General features: G+C 68.0%; 16 protein-coding genes. 10 read left to right on the top strand and 6 right to left on the bottom strand.

The genetic code is table 11. The features are described 5' to 3' along the window. Position 1 precedes the first annotated feature (1 nt). A complete protein-coding gene (locus IBX22_RS06795) occupies positions 2 to 487 on the bottom strand; it encodes a MarR family winged helix-turn-helix transcriptional regulator (protein ID WP_194814481.1) in 486 nt (161 codons plus the stop codon). Positions 488 to 634: 147 nt separating this feature from the next. Between IBX22_RS06795 and IBX22_RS06790 the strand changes: the two genes are divergently transcribed. Then, a complete protein-coding gene (locus tag IBX22_RS06790; RefSeq protein WP_194814480.1) occupies positions 635 to 2,386 on the top strand; it encodes an acyl-CoA dehydrogenase family protein in 1,752 nt (583 codons plus the stop codon). A 116-nt stretch (positions 2,387 to 2,502) separates the two neighbouring features. Here the strand turns inward: IBX22_RS06790 and IBX22_RS06785 are convergent, their stop codons facing one another. Together IBX22_RS06785 and IBX22_RS06780 are read right to left on the bottom strand one after the other, a co-directional pair. Further along, positions 2,503 to 3,060, bottom strand: a complete 558-nt coding sequence (locus IBX22_RS06785; RefSeq protein ID WP_194814479.1) for a TetR family transcriptional regulator — start codon at positions 3,058 to 3,060, stop codon at positions 2,503 to 2,505. Between the two features lie 63 nt (positions 3,061 to 3,123). Then, complete coding sequence (locus IBX22_RS06780; RefSeq protein WP_194814478.1) at positions 3,124 to 3,585, bottom strand: small multi-drug export protein; 462 nt, start codon at positions 3,583 to 3,585, stop codon at positions 3,124 to 3,126. Positions 3,586 to 3,658: 73 nt separating this feature from the next. Here IBX22_RS06780 and IBX22_RS06775 point away from each other — a divergent pair, with 73 nt between their 5' ends. Beyond that, the gene (locus tag IBX22_RS06775; RefSeq protein ID WP_194814477.1) at positions 3,659 to 4,060 is read left to right on the top strand and encodes a PPOX class F420-dependent oxidoreductase; all 402 of its coding nucleotides are present in this window, start codon (positions 3,659 to 3,661) and stop codon (positions 4,058 to 4,060) included. Between the two features lie 217 nt (positions 4,061 to 4,277). Here IBX22_RS06775 and IBX22_RS06770 read toward each other — a convergent pair whose 3' ends face one another. Next, positions 4,278 to 4,712: a ferritin-like domain-containing protein gene (locus IBX22_RS06770; RefSeq protein WP_194814476.1), complete on the bottom strand. Its 435-nt coding sequence runs from the start codon at positions 4,710 to 4,712 to the stop codon at positions 4,278 to 4,280. Continuing rightward, the gene (locus IBX22_RS06765) at positions 4,709 to 5,284 is read right to left on the bottom strand and encodes a hypothetical protein (RefSeq protein WP_309234460.1); all 576 of its coding nucleotides are present in this window, start codon (positions 5,282 to 5,284) and stop codon (positions 4,709 to 4,711) included. Before IBX22_RS06765 ends, IBX22_RS06770 begins: the two co-directional genes overlap by 4 nt. Before the next feature lie 193 nt (positions 5,285 to 5,477). Between IBX22_RS06765 and rimP the strand changes: the two genes are divergently transcribed. The 7 genes from rimP to IBX22_RS06730 all read left to right on the top strand — a co-directional run bounded on the left by rimP (position 5,478) and on the right by IBX22_RS06730 (position 12,765). Then, positions 5,478 to 6,107 (top strand): ribosome maturation factor RimP, encoded by a 630-nt coding sequence (gene rimP, locus IBX22_RS06760; protein WP_194814475.1) that lies wholly within the window; start codon positions 5,478 to 5,480, stop codon positions 6,105 to 6,107. Then, positions 6,104 to 7,132: a transcription termination factor NusA gene (gene nusA, locus IBX22_RS06755; protein WP_194814474.1), complete on the top strand. Its 1,029-nt coding sequence runs from the start codon at positions 6,104 to 6,106 to the stop codon at positions 7,130 to 7,132. Before rimP ends, nusA begins: the two co-directional genes overlap by 4 nt. 80 nt (positions 7,133 to 7,212) lie before the next feature. Beyond that, positions 7,213 to 7,587: a YlxR family protein gene (locus IBX22_RS06750; protein WP_194815631.1), complete on the top strand. Its 375-nt coding sequence runs from the start codon at positions 7,213 to 7,215 to the stop codon at positions 7,585 to 7,587. 109 nt (positions 7,588 to 7,696) lie between these two features. After that, a complete protein-coding gene (infB, locus tag IBX22_RS06745; RefSeq protein WP_194814473.1) occupies positions 7,697 to 10,720 on the top strand; it encodes a translation initiation factor IF-2 in 3,024 nt (1,007 codons plus the stop codon). A 161-nt stretch (positions 10,721 to 10,881) separates the two neighbouring features. Further along, positions 10,882 to 11,172, top strand: a complete 291-nt coding sequence (locus IBX22_RS06740; protein WP_194814472.1) for a DUF503 domain-containing protein — start codon at positions 10,882 to 10,884, stop codon at positions 11,170 to 11,172. A gap of 21 nt (positions 11,173 to 11,193) precedes the next feature. Further along, positions 11,194 to 11,634, top strand: a complete 441-nt coding sequence (rbfA, locus tag IBX22_RS06735; RefSeq protein WP_194814471.1) for a 30S ribosome-binding factor RbfA — start codon at positions 11,194 to 11,196, stop codon at positions 11,632 to 11,634. A 150-nt stretch (positions 11,635 to 11,784) separates the two neighbouring features. Beyond that, a complete protein-coding gene (locus IBX22_RS06730) occupies positions 11,785 to 12,765 on the top strand; it encodes a bifunctional oligoribonuclease/PAP phosphatase NrnA (RefSeq protein WP_194815630.1) in 981 nt (326 codons plus the stop codon). Between the two features lie 26 nt (positions 12,766 to 12,791). Here the strand turns inward: IBX22_RS06730 and IBX22_RS06725 are convergent, their stop codons facing one another. Then, complete coding sequence (locus IBX22_RS06725; protein ID WP_194814470.1) at positions 12,792 to 13,004, bottom strand: GNAT family N-acetyltransferase; 213 nt, start codon at positions 13,002 to 13,004, stop codon at positions 12,792 to 12,794. Positions 13,005 to 13,319: 315 nt separating this feature from the next. Here IBX22_RS06725 and IBX22_RS06720 point away from each other — a divergent pair, with 315 nt between their 5' ends. After that, positions 13,320 to 14,636, top strand: a complete 1,317-nt coding sequence (locus tag IBX22_RS06720) for an MATE family efflux transporter (RefSeq protein ID WP_309234578.1) — start codon at positions 13,320 to 13,322, stop codon at positions 14,634 to 14,636. The last annotated feature ends 19 nt before the right edge of the window (positions 14,637 to 14,655 follow it).

Raw genomic sequence — 14,655 nt, 5'->3', positions numbered from 1 at the left:
ACTAGGTCCGGCTCCAGCCGAACCCTCCCGGCCGACGCTTCGTCGCCCGCTGCTGATGTGCGGCACCGGTGCTGGCCCAGTCCTCGAGCATCCGATTCAGCAACCGATCGAGAGTGGCGACGTCATCGGCGGACCACTCGGCGATAACGGCCGCGAGCACCTGATCGCCGGTCTCCATGAACTGTCGTAGTTCCGCGCGCCCCGCCTCGGTCACCTCGACCAGCACAGCCCGCCGATCGGCCGGATCCGGTGCGCTGGTGACCAGCCCGGATTCGGCCAGCACCTGCACGTGCCGGGTAATGGAGGAGGGGAGCGCGTCCAGTCGTTCGGCCAGCTCGCCGGCCCGCATCGGCCCGGACTCCGCCGTGTGCTGAAGCACGCCGACCCGCACGGGGTCGTAAACCCGGGAAGTGCCCTGGCGAGTGGCCTCGGCGAAACGAATGATCGTCCGTGAGAGCTGCTCCACCAGATTTTTATTTGCTTCCATGAAACAAAAATATCATTTGCTTGCGTGAAACAAAAGAGTCCGTCGAGATCGTTGCGGCAGACCTACGGTTCCGTAGGTCGAATTTGCAGGTCAGCGGTTGATCACACCGTGCCCACGCTGCTGTTACCCGCTGGTAAGTTAACCGGCATGACGAGCACTGACCCGCTGTTGTTCAACCCGGCGACCTACGACCCGGAGCACTTCGACGCCGAGACCCGTCGACTGCTGAAGGCGACCATCGAGTGGTTCGAGTCACGCGGCAAGGCGCAGTTGCTCGCCGACGACGCGCAGGCCACCTGGGTTTCCGACTTCCTGGAATTCGTGAAGCAGGAGAAGCTGTTCGCGACCTTCCTGACTCCGGCCGCCTACGCCGACGGCGACGAGAACCGCCGCTGGGACGCCGCCCGCAATGCCGCGCTCTCGGAGATCTTCGGCTTCTACGGCCTGGCCTACTGGTACGCCGAGCAGGTCACCATCCTCGGCCTGGGCCCGATCTGGCAGAGCGACAACGAGATCGCCAAGCAGAAGGCGGCCGCTGATCTCGCCGCCGGCGAGGTGATGGCGTTCGGCCTGTCCGAGCAGTCGCACGGCGCCGACATCTACAACACCGACCTGGTGCTCACCCCCACCGAACCGGGCAGCGCCGACCACGAGGCCGGAATCCTGTTCCGCGCCAACGGCGAGAAGTACTACATCGGCAACGGCAATGTCGCGAGCATGGTCTCGGTGTTCTCCCGCCGCGCCGACATCGAAGGCGCCGAAGGCTACGTGTGGTTCGCGGCGGACTCGCAGCACGAGAACTATCAGCTGCTCGGAAACGTTGTGCACCAGCAGATGTACGTGTCCACCTTCCGCCTGGAGAACTACCCGGTGCGCGCCGAGGACATCCTGCACACCGGCCCGGAGGCCTTCTCCGCCGCGCTGAACACCGTCAACGTCGGCAAGTTCAACCTGTGCCACGGCGGCGTCGGCATGGTCGAGCATTCGTTCTACGAGGCCATCACGCACGCCAACAACCGGATCCTCTACGGCAACCCGGTCACCCAATTCCCGCACGTGCGCGGCAATTTCGTCGATGCCTACAGCCGCATCGTCGCGATGAAGCTGTTCAGCGACCGCGCCGTGGACTACTTCCGCAGCGCCAGCCTGGAAGACCGCCGCTACCTGCTGTTCAACCCGATGACGAAGTCCAAGGTCACCTCCGAGGGCGAGGTCGTGATGACCCTGCTGCTGGATGTGCTGGCCGCCAAGGGCTTCGAGAAGAACACCTACTTCGCCGAGGTCTCCCGCCTGATCAACACCCTGCCCCGGCTCGAGGGCACCGTGCACGTCAACGTCGGCCAGATCCTGAAGTTCATGCCGAACTACCTGTTCAACCCGAAGGACTACCCGGAGGTCGGCACCCGTCAGGACGCCGCCGACGACGCGTTCTTCTGGCAGCAGGGCCCCGCCCGCGGCGCCGGCAAGGTGCAGTTCGCGGACTGGACTCCGGTGTACGAGAAGCACTCCGACGTGCCGAACGTGGCCCGCTTCTACGAGCAGGCTCAGGCGCTGCGCAATCTTCTGCTGCACGCCGCGCCGGATGAGGCCCAGCAGAAGGACCTGGACTTCATGCTGACCATCGGCCACCTGTTCTCGCTGGTGGTCTACGGCCAGCTGATCCTGGAGCAGGCCGCGCTCACCGGCCTGGACCGCGACGTGCTGGATCAGATCTTCGACTTCCAGATCCGCGACTTCAACGGCCACGTCACCACGCTCTACGGCAAGCCGTCCACCACCGCGGCTCAGCTGGAATGGGCTGTCGGCGCGCTGCGCACCCCGTTGGCCGACCGGGACCGCTTCGACCGCGTGTGGGACCAGGTCGTCGCCTACGACGGCGCCTACGAAATGCGGGGGTAGTCGAGACGACGCCTCGCTGCGCTCGGCTTTCGTCTCGACTACCGGGTTCCGGATGGGCACCGGGGGCGCTTCGCTTCCCCGGTGCCGCGCTGCTTCGGGACCGGCCGACGGTCACATCACAGGAGTCGGCGCACGGCCTCGACGATCGCGCGGCGGCGGTCGTCGGCGCTCTCGGCCTCGGTCGCGGCGGCGGGCATGCTGGTGGCATTGCTGGGGTTCCATGCGAGAGCAATGCTCAGGACAAGGGTCAGCAGCGCGGCCGGTGAGAAGTCGGAGCCGATGCCGCCCTCCTTCTGTGCAGCGGCGAGCGCCTCCAGCTTGGCGTCGCGCGCCGGTGACGCGACGGCCGGGTCCTGGTCGCCGCGCTCCAGCCGGTGCCAGGTGGCTAGCCGGATGACCTCGGGGTGCTGCCGGCAGTAGTCGAAGAGCCGTCCCGCGTACTCGGGGAGGTTGTCGGGGGTGAACGGGACCGAGTTCAGGCCGTGCGTGACGTGGGCGTCGAAGACCGCGTCGAAGAGTTGGTCCTTGCTGCAGAAATAGACGTAGATGAGGTTCTTGTTGGCCGCCGCCGTCTTGGCGATCCGGTCCACCCGGGCTCCGGCGATTCCGTACGTGGCGAATTCATCGGTCGCGGCCTGAAGGATGCGGGCCTTGGTGGCGTCGGCTCGGGACATGTGGGCCATCGTAATTGGGACTAACTGGTTAGTTGTATTCGTGCACCGCGTGGTCCTGGCGGGTCATCCGATCCGGAAAACGGCGAAGGCAGCGTCCGACGCGACCAGCATTACCGTGCACCAGAGCGCGATTCCGGTCATCAGCCAGCCGATCAGCCGCCAGCGCGGGATGCCCAGCGCGGCGCCGAGCAGGGCGGAGCCCCAGGTGCCGAAGAGCGCGGGCCCTACGAGGCCGAAGCCCACCACGCCGTACCGGTCGAGGACTCGCCGTGCCCGCCGCCCCGTAGCGCCGGAGAGCCGGGCGTCCGTTGCGGGCATCTCGCCCGATTTCCGGCGGCCGCGCCAGGACTGCCAGTGCCACCGGGCGCGTTCCATCGCGACCACCGCGAAGACCACACAGCACGCCGCGCCCAGCAGCACCGCGAACAGCGCGACCGGGCCGGGCAGCGAGAGCGAGAGGCCGACAGGGACCGCGGGGGTGCCGAATGCGAAACCTGCGAGCAGGGTCCAGACGAATCGCCCCATGGGATTCCTTTCAGCCGCGTCGTAGGGCGGTTCTTGCGGACCAGCCTGTTAACTAACTGGTTAGTATAGGGCTATGAAGAAGATCGACACGGCGCTGGGCGAGTTGGCTGCCGGAAAGTACTTGCTCCTCACCACGTTCCGTCGGGACGGCAGGGCGGTTCCCACGCCGGTCTGGGTGATGCGCGACGGTCAGGCGCTGGCGGTGTGGAGCGCGGCGGACGCCGGGAAGGTGAAGCGAATCCGCAATGAGGGTCGGGTGACGGTCGCCTCCTGCGACTGGCGCGGCAAGCCGCTCAGCGAACCGGTGCATGGTTTCGCCGAGGTGCTGGCACCCGCCGAGAGTGTGCATTACGTCGAACTGATGAAGCGTAAGTACGGGTTGGTCGCGCGAGTCGGGTTGCTGGGCAGCGCATTACGCGGTGGCCCCGGGCGCATGGCTGGAATCCGAGTCGTAGTCGGGACAAAGCCTCGCTGACGCTCGGTTTTCGTCCCGCCTACTGAGTCCGGAAGGGGTGGTAGTCGGGACGAAGCCTCGCTGTCGCTCGGCTTTCGTCCCGCCTACTGATTTCGGATGGGCACCGGGGGCGCTTCGCTTCCCCGGTGCCGCACTGCTTCGGGCTTGCCTCGCTGCGCTCGGCGTTCGCCCTGATGTACTGGGAAACCCCCAGGTGACGCGGGGGCAAGGGGATTCGTCAGGGCTTCCCGGGTAAGGCGACTGTCGGGGGATTGGTTCCCAGGATTGCCTGCCAAGTGGCTTGGCGCACAGCTGATTCGGTGAGGGCGTCGATGCCGGTGCGGCGGACGTCGGCGGTGTCGGCGCGTTCGACGACAGCGCGCCATGCGATGGTGCAGTCGTTTTCGACGGTGACGGCAAGTTTCGCTGCCGGGATCGGATCGTCGACCGGGAACGGTGTTGTGTATGCGGCGTCCGGGGCGGGGACGGCGACACCAGCGAGTTTTAGGGCGTCGATGGTCGAGTCTCGCCGGGCTCGGTGTGCCGCAACGTATTCCGACACCAGTCGGGATCGGTCGGTGTTGGCGTAGGCCGCGATTACGCCGTAGGCGTACACCGCTGCGTACTCGGCGTCGAGGGCGTCGAGTAGTGCCTGTTGCTGTCCGGTCGTCATGCGAGCAGGACCCCCACTTCGGTTGCGCAGGACGCGCTGATGGATGCGAGGAGGCCTGCGCGGTAGCCGGAGAGTGCGCGGGCCAGGTCGGCCGCCGAGTGCTGGGAGCGGGCGAGTTGATCGCGCAACTGGTCGAGGCTCGGTGGTGCGGTCGGCGGTACCTGCGTACCGGTCGTGCCTGCCGCGGCCGCGCCGGAGGGGGTGGCCGCGGTGCGGGTTCGGGGGACGGGGGTGGTGCCGTCGCCGTAAACGCCGATGACGCGGTCGATTTCGGCTTGCATCGCCTCGGCGTGCGCGGTGCGCTCGGCGGCGATGGTGTTCAGTGCGCTTTGTTTCTGGGGGGCCAGGGCGATCGCGGCGGTCGCGGCCGCGGCGTCGGCTTTCGCCAGGGTGACCTGCGCGGCAAGCGGATCCGGCGCCTGTAGCGGCTCCTCGCCGCAGGCCGTGGTCGCACCGAGCGTGAGCGCACCGAGAGCGCTGCCACCGGCCAACCGGAGTGCGGTGCGGCGGGTGAAGCCAGTACTGTGGCCGGGCGAGCACCCGGCATGCGGGGCGAGGAGGCGGATGGGCACGGCACCATCGTGCCAGATTCCCTCGACCGATCCGGTGGCGGCGCGGGCGCGATAGATCAGGACGTGCGCGTGTGACGCACCCAGCAAACTTGCCTACGGTGGGTGGTCCTTTACACTCTCCGGGCGCGTTACGCTAGATCTTCGGTACAGAAACTTTCTCCCCTCGTCACAACTGAACCAGGAGCCGCCCCAGATGCCGATGCCGACCGAGGAAAGGGTGAGCCAGCTAGTAGCTGGGCTCGTCGAACGCCGAGGGCTCGACCTCGAGGGCGTTGAGATCGCCACTGCCGGACAGCAATCGGAGGCAGGCGATCCGGGTCAGTATCGGGTCAAGGTCGTCGTCGACAGCGACGCGGCGATCGACCTGGACAGCGTCGCCGCGCTGAGCCGCGAGATCTCCGAGGCCTTCGACGCGGCCGGCGACTTCGGCGAGACGGCGTACCTGCTGGAAGTCACCACCCCGGGCATCAACCGTCCGCTCACCGCGGACCGGCACTGGCGGCGTGCGCAGGGCCGCAAGGTCCGCGTCAAGCTACGCGGCGACGCGACCTCGCCCGAGGCCGCCGGCGCCTCGAAGTTCGAGGCTCGCGTCGGTGCGCTCGACGGCGAGAAGATCGCCTTGGTGCTCGGCGGCAAAGTCAAACCGCACCTGGTGACGGTCGCCCTGGCCGATATCGCCGAGGCTGTGGTCCAGGTCGAGTTCAACCAGCCCGGCGCCCAGGAACTGGAGTTGGCCGGCGGCATCGCACCCGGCAAGCCACTACCCGGTTCCGAACCCGAAGACCTCTCATCCGAATCAGCATCCGAAGGGATCGTGGAATGAACATCGAAATCGAAGCCCTGCGCGCGATAGTCGCCGATAAGGGGATCTCGATCGAAACGGTGATCTCCGCGATCGAGTCCGCGTTGCTCACCGCCTACCGGCACACCGAGGGCCACCAGCCCAACGCCCGCATCGACATCAACCAGAAGACCGGGACCGTCCGCGTGATGGCCCGCGAACTCGACGCGGACGGCAATGTCATCTCCGAATGGGACGACACCCCTGAGGGTTTCGGCCGGATCGCGGCCACCACCGCGCGCCAGGTCGTGCTGCAGCGGCTGCGTGACGCGGAGAACGAGAAGTCCTTCGGCGAGTTCGCCACGCACGAGGGCGACATCGTCGGCGGTGTGGTGCAGCGCGACGCGCGCGCCAACGCCCGCGGCACCGTGGTGGTGCGGATCGGCAGCGAACTGCACGGCACCGAGGCGCTGATTCCGTCGGCCGAGCAGGTGCCGGGGGAGACCTACGAGCACGGCGATCGCATCAAGGCTTATGTCTACGGGGTGTCCCGCGGCCCGCGCGGCCCGCAGATCACGCTCTCGCGGACGCACCCGAATCTTGTTCGCCGCCTGTTTGCCCTCGAGGTTCCCGAAATCGCCGACGGCTCGGTCGAGATCGTCGCGGTGGCGCGCGAGGCCGGGCATCGCTCGAAGATCGCGGTGCGCTCGACCGTGTCCGGCGTCAACGCCAAGGGCGCGTGCATCGGCCCGATGGGCCAGCGCGTGCGCAATGTGATGAGCGAACTGGCCGGCGAGAAGATCGACATCATCGACTGGGCCGAGGATCCGGCGACCTTTGTCGGCAATGCGCTGTCCCCGTCGAAGGTGGTATCGGTCACCGTCGTCGACGCCGAGGCGCGGGCCGCCCGCGTGGTGGTGCCGGACTTCCAGCTTTCGCTGGCGATCGGCAAGGAAGGCCAGAACGCTCGCTTGGCGGCGCGTTTGACCGGGTGGCGCATCGATATCCGCAGCGACGCCGCCCCTGACATGGGCGAAAGCGTGCGGTCGGAGGCACAGCGCGGTTGACCGAAACGCAGGACGGCGGCCACGAATCGGGCCGCCGGGATGACATGTTGGTAACTTCCGCAGGGGCGGGGTTCGTCGTAATGACCGGGTCGGCGGTAGAGTGGTCCCAGGTTCAGCGCGAGCCTTCGGTTCCTTTGCAAGAACGCACCAATGAGCAGGCCCCTCGGGCGGCTCCGGTGCGCACGTGTATCGGATGCCGGAAGCGCGAGTTGGCCGTCGATCTGTTGCGGATCGTGGCACAAGATCGGGAAACGTTTGACGGATCCCGTATCGTCGCGATCGTTCCGGATCCTCGGCGCAGACTTCCCGGGAGGGGTGCCTGGTTGCACCCCCTTTCGTCTTGTCTGACCGCGGCAGAGCGACGCCGAGCATTCGGCAGAGCACTACGAGTGTCCGGACATCTGGATATCTCAGCCCTGGAGCATTACCTCGAGAACAGGCACGAGCACTCATGAGCACACCGTGAAGTACCAACGATGAACGTCCGTCGGAGATAACCCGAGGTCGTGCGGGCCGCCGTCCCCTGAAACGGCGGGGCTGCTCGACCTCAGACAGAGGAGAGCAGTGGCAGGCAAGGCCCGCGTGCACGAGTTGGCTAAAGAGCTCGGTGTCACAAGCAAAGAACTACTCGCGAAGCTCAAGGAGCAGGGCGAGTTCGTGAAATCGGCGTCCTCGACGGTGGAAGCACCCGTCGCACGTCGTCTGCGCGAATCGGTGGCGGCGAAGAGCGCCCCCAGCACCGAATCCAAGTCCGGGTCCAAGCCCGGCCCCGCTTCGTCGGCCAAGCCGGCCGCGAAGCCCGCACCGGGCGGTCCGCGCCCGGGTCCCAAGCCCGCGGCCCCGGCTCCGGCCGCCGCGACCCCGGCGGCTCCGGCCGCCAGTACTCCCGCGGCTCCGGCTGCCGCGACTCCGGCCCAGGCTGCCCCGCGTCCGGCCGAGGGCGCTCGCCCCGGTCCGTCCGCGAAGCCGGGTCCGGCCGCCGCTCCGGCAGCTCCGGCCGCCGAAGCGCCCAAGACGGCTCCGGCTCCGGCCGGTCCGCGCCCCACCACCCCCGCGGCCACTCCGCAGCCGGGTCAGCAGCAGCGTCCCGCCGCTGCGGCCCCCGCGGCTCCGCGTCCGGGTGGCCCGAAGCCGGGTCCGAAGACCCCGCGCGTCGGTAACAACCCCTTCTCTTCGGCTCCCGAGCGTGAACGTGCGCCGCGTCCGACTCCCGGTCAGGGCGGTCCCCGCCCCGGTCAGGGTCAGGGTGGTCCGCGTCCGGGCCAGGGTCAGGGCGGTCCCCGTCCCGGTCAGGGTCAGGGTGGTCCGCGTCCCGGTCAGGGTCAGGGCGGTCCCCGCCCGGCCGCTGCCCAGGGTGCCGGTCCCCGTCCCGGTGGTCCGCGTCCGAGCCCCGGCTCGATGCCGCCGCGTCCGAATCCCGGTGCCATGCCTGCTCGTTCGGCTCGTCCGGCTCCGGGCGGAGCCGGTGCGGGTCGTCCCGGCGGTGGCGCAGGTCGCCCCGGTGGCGGTGCCGGTCGTCCCGGTGGCGGCGGCGGTGGCGGTGGCTACCGCGGCGGCGGTGCAGGTGGCGGTACCGGTGCTCCCGGTGCCGGTGCTCCCGCGGCCGGTGGTTTCCGTGGACGTCCCGGTGGCGGCGGCGGTCGCCCGGGTGGTCCCGGTGGCCGTGGTGGCGCGGCCGGTGCGTTCGGTCGTCCCGGTGGCGCGGTCCGTCGTGGCCGTAAGTCGAAGCGGGCGAAGCGCGCCGAGTACGAGTCGATGCAGGCTCCCGCCGTCGGTGGCGTGCGGCTGCCTCGTGGCAATGGCGAGGTCATCCGCCTCGCCCGCGGCGCCTCGCTCTCGGACTTCGCGGAGAAGATCGACGCGAACCCGGCTGCCTTGGTACAAGCCCTGTTCAACCTCGGCGAAATGGTCACCGCTACCCAGTCGGTGAACGACGAGACCCTCGAGCTGCTCGGCGGCGAGATGAACTACGTCGTGCAGGTCGTCAGCCCGGAGGACGAGGACCGCGAGCTGCTCGCCAACTTCGACCTCACCTACGGCGAGGACGAGGGCGGCGAGGAAGATCTCGAGTCGCGTCCGCCGGTCGTGACCGTCATGGGCCACGTCGATCACGGTAAGACCCGACTGCTCGACACGATCCGTAAGGCCAACGTCCGTGAGGGCGAAGCCGGCGGCATCACCCAGCACATCGGCGCCTACCAGGTGCTGACCTCGCTGGAAGGCAACGAGCGCCTGGTCACCTTCATCGACACCCCGGGTCACGAGGCCTTCACGGCCATGCGTGCCCGTGGCGCCAAGGCGACCGACCTCGCGATCCTGGTGGTCGCCGCCGACGACGGCGTCATGCCGCAGACGGTGGAAGCCATCAACCACGCCCAGGCGGCCGACGTGCCGATCGTGGTCGCGGTCAACAAGATCGACAAGGAAGGCGCGAACCCGGACAAGATCCGGCAGCAGCTGACCGAATACGGCCTGGTGGCCGAGGAATACGGTGGCGACACCATGTTCGTCGACATCTCGGCCAAGCAGGGCACCAACATCGACGCACTGCTCGAAGCGGTCCTGCTCACCGCGGATGCTTCGCTGGACCTGCGGGCCAACCCGGACATGGACGCCCAGGGTGTCGCCATCGAGGCGCACCTGGACCGCGGCCGTGGCCCGGTGGCCACCGTGCTGATCCAGCGCGGCACGCTGCGGGTCGGCGACTCGATCGTGGCGGGCGACGCCTACGGTCGTGTGCGCCGCATGGTCGACGAGCACGGCCAGGATGTCCATGACGCGCTGCCGTCGCGTCCCGTCCAGGTCATCGGCTTCACGTCGGTGCCGGGCGCGGGTGACAACCTGATCGTCGTCGAAGAAGATCGCATCGCTCGCCAGATCGCCGACCGCCGCAATGCGCGTAAGCGCAACGCACTGGCCGCGCGTTCCCGCAAGCGGATCAGCCTGGAAGATCTGGATGCCGCTCTGAAGGAGACTTCGGAGCTGAACCTGATCCTCAAGGGCGACAACTCCGGCACCGTGGAGGCGCTGGAAGAAGCCCTCATGCAGATCCAGATCGACGACGAAGTTCGACTGCGGGTCATCGACCGCGGTGTCGGTGGCGTCACCGAGACCAACGTCAACCTGGCCTCGGCCTCGAACGCGATCATCATCGGGTTCAACGTCCGCGCGGAGGGCAAGGCCACCGAGCTGGCCAACCGCGAAGGCGTGGACATCCGGTACTACTCGGTGATCTACCAGGCCATCGACGAGATCGAGAAGGCCCTCAAGGGCATGCTCAAGCCGATCTACGAAGAGGTCCCGCTGGGCCGCGCCGAGATCCGCGCGATCTTCCGTTCGTCGAAGGTCGGCAACATCGCCGGCTGCATGGTGCTCTCGGGTTCGGTCAAGCGCAACGCCAAGGCGCGCTTGCTTCGCGACAACGTCGTGATCGCCGAGACCGTGACGATCTCCTCCTTGAAGCGGGAAAAGGACGACGCCACCGAGGTCCGTGAGGGCTTCGAATGTGGTTTGACCTTGACCTACAACGACATCAAGGATGGCGACATCATCGAGGCCTACGAAATGCGCGAAAAGCCGCGCGACTGATAGCTCTCGTGGTTTAGACGGCGACGGTCCCGACCTCCCCCCGTGGTAGAGGGGCCGTCGCCGCTGGATAGTGGTTCGCACCGCGAACCTGAACGCCGCGCCTCCCGGCGCAACTCCGGGAGCGCGGCGTTCGTCCATCCACACAGCGAACGGGGGTTTCTATGTTTCTTGGTGCGCTCGAATTCGACATCCTGCTCGGCGACGTTCATTCGCTGAAAGAAAAGCGCTCGGTGATCCGGCCGATATTGGCCGAATTGCAACGTTTCGGCGTGAGCGCCGCGGAGGGCGGGGAACAGGACCGCTACCGTCGTTCGTTGCTGGGGGTGGCGTTGGTCAGCTCCGGCATGGACCATCTGACCCAGGTGCTCGATCGGTGTGAACGCACCGTGGCGGCACGTCCGGAGTTAGAGTTGCTGGCAGTGCGCCGGCGTATCTTCGGACCCGAAGACTGAATTTTTAGAGAGGGGATGGCCATGGCAGATCAAGCCAGGGCACGCCGACTCGCCAAGCGGATCTCCGAGATCGTGGCAACCGCCATCGATCACGAGGTGAAGGACCCGCGGCTGCGCTTCGTCACGGTCACCGACGCCAAAGTCACCGGTGACCTGCGCGACGCCACGGTGTACTACACGGTCATGGGTGAAACGGTGAACGCCGAACCCGACTACGCCGCAGCGGCCGCCGGCCTGGAAAAGGCCAGGGGCGTACTGCGTTCGAAGGTGGGCGCGGGCACCGGCATAAAATTCACGCCCACGCTGGCCTTCGTGCTCGACAAGGTTCCGGAGGTCGCGCGCGACATGGAGGAACTGCTGGCACGCGCCAGGGCCCTCGATGAGGAAGTCGCGGCGGCACGGGCGAACGCCACACCCGCGGGCGACGCCGACCCCTACAAGGTCGAGCGCGACGGCGAGTAACGGGCGGGAATGACACTCAGCGAGAGCCCGGCGGGGGAGGGCCACGATCGGATCGGTGCGATGCCGCACGGTCCGGGCGCGGTCGTCGGTGGGGTGGGGATCGGTGCGGGTCTGACCCACGCTGTCGCGGATGGGGCCGCTCCTGCCGCGATGCGATTCGACGCCGCCATAGCGGCGTTGGACGGGGCGCGGTCGGTGACCATCGTCTGTCATGTGCAGCCGGATGCCGACACCGTCGGCAGCGGTCTGGCCATGGCTTTGGTGCTGGAACGGCGTGGGATCCCGGTGTGGGTGTCCTTCGCCGAACCCGCCGAGCTCCCGCTGTCCATGCACACACTGCCGGGGCTGCGGCATCTGGTGCCGCCCGCCGAGGTCCCGGCCGAAACCGACCTGCTGATCGCCGTGGACTGCGGCAGCGCCGGTCGGCTCGGCGCGCTCGCTAGCCGATTGGCCGGCGCCACAACAACTCTGGTGATCGATCACCATCGCTCCAACACCGGTTTCGGCACCGTCGGCGTGATCGACCCCGACGCCGAATCCACGACCGCGGTCATTGCGCGCCTGCTCGACGCCTGGGGTGAACCGATCGACGCCGACATAGCGCACTGCCTCTACGCCGGCCTGGTCACCGACACCGGCTCCTTCCGCTGGGTTCGCCCCGGCACCCACGCCCTCGCCGAACGCCTGCTGGCCACCGGCATCGACGGCCCCGAGATCGCCCGCACCCTGCTCGACACCCACCCCTTCGCGTGGCTGCCGATGCTGGCGCGCGTCCTCGGTACCGCCCGCCTGGAGCCCGCCGTCCGCGGCGGCACCGGCCTGGCCTACGTCTTCGTCCGTCGTGCGGATGAAACCGGCGTCGGTTCCGAGGAAATCGAGAGCGTCATCGACATCGTCCGCACCACCACCGAAGCCGGAATCGCCGCGGTCTTCAAGGAATCCCGCACCATCGAGGACCGCTGGACGGTGTCGTTGCGCTCCCGCGACTCCGGACCCGGCAAGCGGGACGGTATCGACGTCGCCGAAGTCGCGACCGCACTCGGTGGCGGTGGGCATCGCTACGCGGCGGGCTACACCACCTACGGCAGTCCCGACGACATCGTCGCGGCCCTGCTCGCCGCACTCGGTTGAACCGCCGGTCCCGCAACGAAATACGCTCAGCGGCGCATATGCAGTGAGGGCTGGCCGCCGAATTCCTCCACGGTATGGACCTCGAACCCGAGCCGCTCGGCGACGCGGAGTGACGGCTCGTTGGACTCCGTAATATCAGCGGCCACCGGCACGCCGGGCACCTCCCGCTCCGCCCATGTGATGACAGGCGCAGCCATTTCCGCCGCGTAACCCTTCCGCCGCCATGTGGAACGCAGCATCCTTCAACCGCAGGGTCGAGTCCCAGGGTGAGCTCGTTGGGCCGCATCCCGGGCAGCGAGAGGAACCCGGTGAGTCGGTGGCCGGTTGCGGATCGAAGCCGGTGCGGCCGTAGGGCGGAGGCGGGACCGCGCGTCGCGTGGGAATGGGCGGATCTTGTCGGTGCCGGGTGGTTGGGTGGGGGAGTTCGGGTTGTTCAGGCGAGGGCTGGCGGATGGTCCTCGGCTTGCGAGTTGGCGGAGATCTACTTCGTCGGGAGGTTTGGTGTGGGTCAGCAGCGGTCGGTAGCGGATGGCGGGTCTGATTCGGCGGCGGAGGTGGGGCCGCGGCGGATTCTTGGGTTGGCGCTGCCTGCGCTCGGGGTGCTGGTGGCGGAGCCGATCTATCTGCTGTTCGATATGGCTGTGGTGGGGCGGCTCGGGGCGCTGGCGTTGGCGGGGCTCGCGGTGGGCGGATTGATTCTGGCGCAAGTGAGTTCGCAGTTGACGTTCTTGTCCTATGGCACGACGGCGCGGGCTTCGCGGCGGCACGGGGCGGGGGATGATCGCGGGGCGGTGGCCGAGGGGGTGCAGGCAACGTGGATCGCGGTGGTGGTGGGGGCGTTGATTGTCGTTGTGGTGCAGGTGTTCGCGGTGCCGTTGACCAATGCGATCGCCGGTGGGGGTGATATCGCGGGGGAGGCGTTGCTGTGGTTGCGGATCGCGGTGTTCGGGGTGCCGTTGATTCTGATCTCGATGGCGGGGAACGGGTGGATGCGCGGGGTGCAGGACATTATGCGGCCGCTGGTGTATGTCGTTGCGGGCCTAGTGCTTTCGGGGGTGCTGTGCCCGGTGCTGGTGCACGGTTTGCTGGGGGCGCCGCGGATGGGGTTGCCCGGGTCCGCGGTGGCGAACCTGGTCGGGCAGGCGGTCAGTGGCGTGCTGTTCCTGTATGCGCTGGTGCGCGAGCGGGTTTCGCTCGCGCCGCAATGGTCGGTGATCAAGGCGCAGCTGGTGATGGGCCGTGACCTGATCGCTCGTAGTCTCGCGTTCCAAGCGTGCTTTGTGTCGGCGGCGGCGGTCGCGTCCAGGTTCGGGGCGGCGTCGGTGGCGGCGCACCAGCTGGTCCTGCAGCTGTGGACCTTCCTGGCGCTGACCTTGGATTCGCTTGCTATCGCAGCCCAGACGCTGGTCGGCGCGGCACTGGGCGCGGGCAACGCCGTCGGCGCCAAACGGCTGGCGCGGCGAATCACCGAGTGGTCGACGGTGTTCGCGCTCGTCCTCGCCGGGTGCTTCGCGGCGGGCTACAACGTGATCCCGAAGCTGTTCACCACCGATATGGCGGTCCTCGACCGCACCGGCGTCGCGTGGTGGTTCTTCGTCGCGATCATCCCGGTCGCGGGCGTCGTCTTCGCCCTGGACGGTGTTCTGCTCGGAGCGGGCGACGCGGCTTTCCTTCGAACCGCGACGCTGGGCGCCGCACTTGTCGGATTCCTCCCGGCCATCTGGCTGTCCCTGATCTTCGACTGGGGCATCGCTGGAATCTGGACGGGCTTGGTCGCCTTCATGATCCTGCGCCTGGCCGCGGTGGTGTGGCGAGCTCTGTCGGGGCGGTGGGCTCGGGTCGGAGCCGATGTCCCCGCCGGGAGCGCCTAGCGACAGCCGCGAATTGCAC

This window comes from Nocardia sp. XZ_19_385 (assembly GCF_015355755.1).
Lineage (GTDB): Bacteria > Actinomycetota > Actinomycetes > Mycobacteriales > Mycobacteriaceae > Nocardia.
The sequence above is the reverse complement of the archived record's forward strand: the minus strand, read 5'-3'. Positions and strand labels throughout refer to the sequence as shown.

What these genes read in the sequence shown, in the direction of transcription:
- IBX22_RS06795 (WP_194814481.1), bottom strand. Translation starts at nt 487, where the DNA reads ATGGAAGCAAATAAAAATCTGGTGGAGCAGCTCTCACGGACGATCATT.
- IBX22_RS06790 (WP_194814480.1), top strand. Translation starts at nt 635, where the DNA reads ATGACGAGCACTGACCCGCTGTTGTTCAACCCGGCGACCTACGACCCG.
- IBX22_RS06785 (WP_194814479.1), bottom strand. Translation starts at nt 3,060, where the DNA reads ATGTCCCGAGCCGACGCCACCAAGGCCCGCATCCTTCAGGCCGCGACC.
- IBX22_RS06780 (WP_194814478.1), bottom strand. Translation starts at nt 3,585, where the DNA reads ATGGGGCGATTCGTCTGGACCCTGCTCGCAGGTTTCGCATTCGGCACC.
- IBX22_RS06775 (WP_194814477.1), top strand. Translation starts at nt 3,659, where the DNA reads ATGAAGAAGATCGACACGGCGCTGGGCGAGTTGGCTGCCGGAAAGTAC.
- IBX22_RS06770 (WP_194814476.1), bottom strand. Translation starts at nt 4,712, where the DNA reads ATGACGACCGGACAGCAACAGGCACTACTCGACGCCCTCGACGCCGAG.
- rimP (WP_194814475.1), top strand. Translation starts at nt 5,478, where the DNA reads ATGCCGATGCCGACCGAGGAAAGGGTGAGCCAGCTAGTAGCTGGGCTC.
- nusA (WP_194814474.1), top strand. Translation starts at nt 6,104, where the DNA reads ATGAACATCGAAATCGAAGCCCTGCGCGCGATAGTCGCCGATAAGGGG.
- IBX22_RS06750 (WP_194815631.1), top strand. Translation starts at nt 7,213, where the DNA reads ATGACCGGGTCGGCGGTAGAGTGGTCCCAGGTTCAGCGCGAGCCTTCG.
- IBX22_RS06740 (WP_194814472.1), top strand. Translation starts at nt 10,882, where the DNA reads ATGTTTCTTGGTGCGCTCGAATTCGACATCCTGCTCGGCGACGTTCAT.
- rbfA (WP_194814471.1), top strand. Translation starts at nt 11,194, where the DNA reads ATGGCAGATCAAGCCAGGGCACGCCGACTCGCCAAGCGGATCTCCGAG.
- IBX22_RS06730 (WP_194815630.1), top strand. Translation starts at nt 11,785, where the DNA reads ATGCGATTCGACGCCGCCATAGCGGCGTTGGACGGGGCGCGGTCGGTG.
- IBX22_RS06725 (WP_194814470.1), bottom strand. Translation starts at nt 13,004, where the DNA reads ATGCTGCGTTCCACATGGCGGCGGAAGGGTTACGCGGCGGAAATGGCT.